This window comes from Streptomyces sp. NPDC002754 (assembly GCF_053592315.1).
In genome coordinates this window covers 1,475,339-1,481,583 of the sequence record NZ_JBSFVM010000001.1, presented here as the reverse complement: position 1 = coordinate 1,481,583, position 6,245 = coordinate 1,475,339, and the positions used below count along the sequence as shown (strand labels likewise).

Annotated in this window: 3 protein-coding genes and 1 pseudogene; all 4 read left to right on the top strand. The window is 67.9% G+C overall.

Translation table 11 applies throughout. From position 1 onward, the window contains the following. Nucleotides 1-95: pseudogene (locus tag ACWD2L_RS07325) on the top strand (hypothetical protein); the annotation flags it as partial. Nucleotides 96-666: 571 nt separating this feature from the next. Beyond that, nucleotides 667-3,075, top strand: a complete 2,409-nt coding sequence (locus tag ACWD2L_RS07320; protein WP_351345118.1) for a DEAD/DEAH box helicase — start codon at nt 667-669, stop codon at nt 3,073-3,075. Nucleotides 3,076-3,133: 58 nt separating this feature from the next. Continuing rightward, on the top strand, nt 3,134-5,239 hold the full coding sequence (tap, locus tag ACWD2L_RS07315) for a telomere-associated protein Tap (protein ID WP_351345121.1): 2,106 nt from the start codon (nt 3,134-3,136) through the stop codon (nt 5,237-5,239). A gap of 3 nt (nt 5,240-5,242) precedes the next feature. Further along, nucleotides 5,243-5,800: a telomere-protecting terminal protein Tpg gene (tpg, locus tag ACWD2L_RS07310; RefSeq protein ID WP_351345124.1), complete on the top strand. Its 558-nt coding sequence runs from the start codon at nt 5,243-5,245 to the stop codon at nt 5,798-5,800. The last annotated feature ends 445 nt before the right edge of the window (nt 5,801-6,245 follow it).

Below are 6,245 nucleotides of genomic sequence, written 5' to 3'. Positions count from 1 at the left end.
TGGTGCACAACGGCATCGAGTACGCCGACATGCAACTCATCGGCGAGGCCTACCAGTTGCTGCGCGACGTGGCCGGGTACTCCCCCGCGCGGATCCCCGCGGAGCGGGTAATGCCCCGGCAAGCCGGGGCATAGAACGGCGCGGCGCGCAAGCGCGCCGCTGAATTCCCGCGCAAGCGCGGGAATAAATTCCGCAAGCGGAATTTCAAGGCGACACTATTCGCGCAAGCGCGAATAGTGGGTGATCGCGCAAGCGCGATCACTAAGGGCTGGCTACGGAGAAGGGTGCATCGTGTGCGGGCCTGTGTAGGGCTTGGGATTCTCTACCGGTACCTCACTATGGGGCTTGACAGGTCATCAGGTTCAAAGGGTGTCGGCCTCATGCAGTGACGGGTTCCGCTGCGCTCCACCCGAACCCCTCCTCCGGCCGGTGTAGCGCCGTTACGGAATTCCTAGAATGCTTCGAGCAGCATATACGATGACGTATCCCCGTGCGCAGTATTCGGCCATGATTGCTCGACGCTGCGCATCTTATACCAAGGTAGATGCATCACGGTGATGCACTGTGTAGAGTCTGGCCTCAGACACCACACCCGAGCTGTTCGTGCCGCTCGGGAAAATCCCTTTCAGATTTCGCGCCGGTTCCGCGATAAGGAGAGTCCGGGAAATGGCCGTCAAGCTGCGAGACCATCAGATCGAAGCGGTTGCCGCCATCGTACGCGGCCTCGATATTCCGCCGGGGGGCATTCCCGCGGACGGCTTGCGCGGGCAGGTCCACGCGGCGTGTGGGACCGGAAAGACCATTATCGCCGCCGCGGCGGCCCGCCGGCTTGTGCCCAAGGGCCGTGTCCTGGTGCTCGTCCCGACGCTTGATCTCCTGGCCCAGACGATCAAGGCGTGGGCCTCCGTGGGGCACAAGGGGCCGGCGGTCGCGGTGTGCGGGCCGCTGGATGACCCGGAGTTGTGGGACCTGGGTGTGCGGGGCACCACGAACCCGGTGCAGTTGGCGCTGTGGCACGGCACGGGACCGGTCACCCTCTACGCGACGTACGCCTCGCTCGGTGTGCTGGCGGAGGCCTTCGAGGGCCTCTATGGCCAGCAACTCGCCCCGCTCGACCTGGCTGTGGTCGACGAGGCGCATCGCACTTCGGGGTCGATGGGCAAGGCGTGGGCGGCGATCCACGATCAGGCGGTGGTTCCGGCGCGGCGGCGGCTGTACATGACGGCGACGCCGCGGGTCTGGCAGGAGCGGCCGCCGAGTTGGGAGGTGGCGGAGGGGGTTCGGGATCCGCTCCCCGAGGAGATGGCGGCCTCTATGGACGATGAGACCGTGTTCGGGCCGGTGCTGTACAAGCTGTCGCTGGCCTCGGCGGTCTCCCGGGGGTTGCTGGCGCGATACCAGATCATCGTGCTGGAGCTGAGGGACCCTCAGGTCACCCCGGAGCGGTTGATGGGTGAGGGTCGGCATGGTGAGGAGGTGCGCGGGCAGCGCCTCGGGGCCCTGCAGGCAGCTTTGTTGCACACGATGGCGCAGAACGATTTGAACACCTGCATCACCTTCCATCACCGGAGGATCGAGGCCGAGGCGTACGCGAAGGGGCTGGGCAAGGTTGCGAAGCGGCTGCACGGGGACCAGCCGGAGACGTATCCGGCGAAGATCTGGGCCGACTGGCTGTGCGGGGACCACGTCCCCGAGGAACGACGGAGAGTCCTCGGCTCGTTCGGAATCACCGCGCGGCGGGCCGTGCTCTCCAACTGCAAGGTTCTGGGCGAGGGCGTCGACATCAGAAGCGTGGACTGCGTGGCCCTCCTCGATCCGAAGGGCGCGCCGCACGACATCGTCCAGGCGATCGGGCGCGCGTTGCGGCAGCAGCCCGGCGAGAAGAAGCTGGCGTCGCTGATCGTGCCGGTGTTTCTCTCGCCGGGTGAGGTGCCGGAGGACATGTTCACCTCCGGCTCGTATCGGCCGTTGGTCAAGGTATTGCAGGGGCTTAGGGCTCACGATGAAGAGGCCGTGGAACTGCTGGCTATTCCGCAGGAGCCGCAGAAGGAGCTGGTGAGTCCTTTTGTTCATATCGGTGATGAGGAAGAGGAGGATTCCGGGGAGGAAACTCGTATGCTGTTGCGTTTTGCCGCTCCCCGGGACCCGGTGATGGTCGCGAACTGGGTGGATTTCAACGTGATCGACACCGAGAAGCTCGACTGGGCGCGCGGCTGGTCCGCGCTCAAGACGTACCGCGACCGGGAAGGGCACGCCCGAGTCCCATACGGGTACAAAGAGGGCCCGTATCCGCTCGGGCAGTGGGTCGCGGAGCAGCGCCGGGCGTACGGGGCCGGGCAGATGAACGGCCATCGGGCGCGGCGTCTGGAGGCGCTCGACATGGTGTGGTCACCGGCGGATGAGCGGTTCCAGGAGAACCTCGAGGCGGCCCGCGCCTACTACGAGCAGCACTGGACCCTGTGCGCGCCGCGGTCGGCGACCATGCTCGACCGGCCCGTGGGGCAGTGGTTGTCCAATCTCCGTCGCCCCGGCGCACTTGAGGAGCACCCGGAGTGGAAGATGGCGCTGGACGAGGTAGACGCGCACTGGAACCCGTCCTGGCCCCTGCCCTGGCAGCGGCACTACGCCGCCCTGCGCGCGCTGGTCGGTGACGAGGACGGCCAGGCCGAGGTACTGCCGGGCGTCACGGTCCACGGCATGGACATCGGCAAGTGGCTCGCCAAGCAGCGCCAGTCCGCCGTCTGGCGCGGCCTTCAGGACGGGCAGCGTGCGCTCCTGGAGCAGCTCGGCATCACGCCCATGGAGCAGGCGGAGCAGGCCGGGCCCGCGAAGTCCTCCGGGGCGTCCTCTAGTGCCTTCGAGAAGGGTGTTCGGGCCCTGGCGCAGTACAAGGAGCGCACGGGCTCTGTGGTGATCCCCAGGGGGCACATAGAGGCGATCGTCGTCGACGGCCAAGAACACCAGATCAAGCTTGGGGTCTGGGTCATGAATCAGAAGAGCAGGCGCACCAAGCTCGGCGCCGGCCAGCTCGCCACGCTCGAAGCGCTGGGATTGGAGTGGGCACGGGAGGGTTAAGTGGTGGGGTAAGTTTATGGTTAAGCCGCTTCTGGTCCTGACATGAAGGTGCACGTTGATGGCATCTGAGGAAGAGCTGTTCGCGAACGTCGATGCGCTGCTGGAGGAGGAGCCGCATCTCCCGCCTCCGGCGGAGCGTGCCCGGCTGCGTGAGGCCGCTGGCATAACGCAGGCCCGCCTCGCCACCGCGTTGAAGACGACGACTCAGTCGGTGAAGAACTGGGAGAACGGCCGCTCGGAGCCGAAGTCGCCGCGCCTGGACGCCTACCAGCGGCTGCTGAACGGGTGGGCGGCGAAGCATCCTGCACACGGTGCAGACTCGGGTGCCGCAACGACATCGGCGATAGCGTCCCGTGAACCGGTCGCGTGCGAGGCGGAGTTGGCAGACGCTCCGCAGGTTGCCGTCGTTCCAGCCGCCGGGCCTGCAGCACGTCCCGTCACTGGGCCGTCTGCGGCATCGCGGCATCCGGTTGCGAGGGAGGCAGCTCGGCCTGTAGCCGATCCGCGGTTCCCGCACGGTCCGCTCGCCGTTTTGGACGGCAACGGCTCCGCGTACGGCGTCGACGGCATCGTGCTGGACTGCCCGGCCACCACGGTGGTGGAGCTCGTGGAATGGACGCTGCGCGAGTCCGGCCTCGGGGCGGCGAAGCTCAACCGCTACGGCAAGGACTCCGACCCGCTGATCGTGCTCACCGCGGCCGCGGCCGTGAAGCTCGGGCTGCCCGAGCGCCTGGAGGGCCACGAGCAGCGCCGCTCGTTGCGGCTGCCCGAGGACCACCCGGTCGTGAAGCAGGTGGCGAAGGCGAAGTGGCAGCTCACGCAGCGCGGGTTCGGGCCGTGGGCGCGGATCTACCGCAAGGCGCAGGGGCGCGAGCGGCAGTGCGTGCAGCTGGCGATCCTGTCGTGGGACGCCCTCGATGAGCGGGCCTGGCCCGGCGTTGCCGCCATGGAGCCGGCCGACGTCGCCCGCGTCCTGGGCGTGTACGCCCAGCGGGTCATCACCCCGCGCGGCTCGACGGCGGTCTCTGGGCTGGAGTTGATGACGGCGCTGCGCCCGCCGACGAAGCCGGAGCGCGATGCGCAGTCCGGGGACTGGGTCTCCGGCCACAATCCGGGCTCGCTCGGCACAGAGCCGATGGACCCGGCGCCGCCGGAGGCGACGGCCGAGCATCCCGTTGTAGTGAACTCCGGCTGGACGGGCGGGTTCCTCGACGAAGAGGCGTACCAGTGGGTGCGGCCGGTGGACTCGCTCAGCGATGAAGAGTGCATGCTGCCCTTCGCGGTCGGCCTGGATCTCAACACTGCGTTCCTCGCGGCTGCGGCCCGTCTGGTCGTCGGCCTCAGCGCGCCGGACCACTTCCACGCCCCGACGTTCAACCCGAAGATTCCTGGCTCGTGGCTGGTTGACCTGTCCCCCATCGAGCTGGACCCTCGTCTGCCCAGTCCGTTCACCCCGGATGGCAGCCGCCCAACAGGGCCTGCCTGGTACCAGACGCACACTGTTGCCTACGCCCAGGAGCTCGGATGCGACGTGGCTCCGGTCGAGGCGTTTCTGCGGCGCGAGAGGGGTGCGTATCTGGACCCGTGGCACGACCGGCTCAAGACCGCCTACGTCGACACCCTCGCCGACCTCGGTGTCACCAAGGACCTGGATGATGCGGCGTTCCTGGCCGCGATGGAGCAGCACAAGCAGTCCGACCCGGCGATGGCTGCGGTGCTCGCCGCGATCAAGGCGACCGTGAAGGGCGGTGTCGGCAAGTTGCGTGAGCGTCCGCAGGGCAAGTCCTACAGGGAGGGTGAGCGGTGGCCGGCCCTTCAGCGGCCGACCTGGCGCCCCGACATCCGCGCCGCCGTCATCTCCAAGGCCCGGGTCAATATGCACCGCAAGCTGCTGAACATGTCGAGGATGACCGGGCTGTTCCCGCTCGCCGTGTTGTCCGACTGCGTCGTCTACCCGAGCCCCGGCGACAGCCCGCTCGACTTCCTGCCCTATGCGGCGTCCGGCAAGCCGCAGCCGGGCAGTTTCCGTCTCGGCTCCACCCCTGGCCTGGCGAAGCTGGAGGGCGTTCAGTCGATGCTGTGGGCGGTTGACCTGATGGAGCAGGGCCTCAACCCGGCCCGCCACATCAAGGGCGGCGACGCTGTCCTCGAGGACGGGGAGTAAGCCGTGTCAGAGATCGACGACGCGATCGAGCGTTCCGAGAGGGAAGCCTTCACTCGCGAGCCACCCAAGACGCTCAAGGGGCAAATCGGCTACCTGCTCAAGCAGTTGGGCAGTGCCAGGGCCGTCGCGGCCGAGATCGGAGTGACCGCTGACTCCGTCAACCGCTACCGCCGCGGCGCCCGCAAACACGCCCGCGCCGACGTCGCCGTGAAGATCGACGACGCGGTGCGGGCCCGCTGGCAGCCGCAGGTCCGCAGGCGTCGGCAGAAGCAGGCTGCCACCGCGACCGGGGTCACGATCGAGACGAGGGCGCGTTTCGGGTACACCGCACCGGTCGGCACCACCGACGACGGACGCTTCAGGCGGCTGACCGTGCACCTCCCTGCGGCCTACGCGCAACGCCTGTTCGACGCCCGCAACGCCGGTGCCAATGATCAGGAGATGCGGGGGATCATCGCCGAGGGATTCAAGGAGATCTACTTCCAAGACGGCGGAGGCCGCGCCACGGGACTCTCCGACGTCACCCTCAACGACATCGACTACCTCGACCTCGACTACTGACCCGACACCAGCCGCGGGCCCTGGATCTGCTTGTGTGACTGGCTGAGCGCTTCAGAGGGCGGGGGCTGACACAAGGGCCTGCAATGGGAACGTGAAAGTGCGGGATTCTGCACTGACGCCGGTACCCGGTCGCGTCCCCCTGAGTGCCGCGCGCAGCCCAACATCCGGCAGTTGCACCGGTGGTGCGGTTACCGGCCGGCTCTCCTGCGCGGCAGGTCAGGCATGGCGTTGTGCCGCGTGCAGCGGCAGGGTCGTGAGCGGCCCGGTGGGGATCCACCACACATACCGCTCTACCGTGGTCCCCCGCGAGCTCGGAAAGCCGCCCGGAGCGGCCGGCACAGGCAAGGGCACGGTGGGGTTTTCTGTAGTGCGGAAACCGGATCCTGGCCGTATGTTCCCGCGCCCGCGATCTCCGTAGCGTCGAAGCATGACATCGCAGGACCAG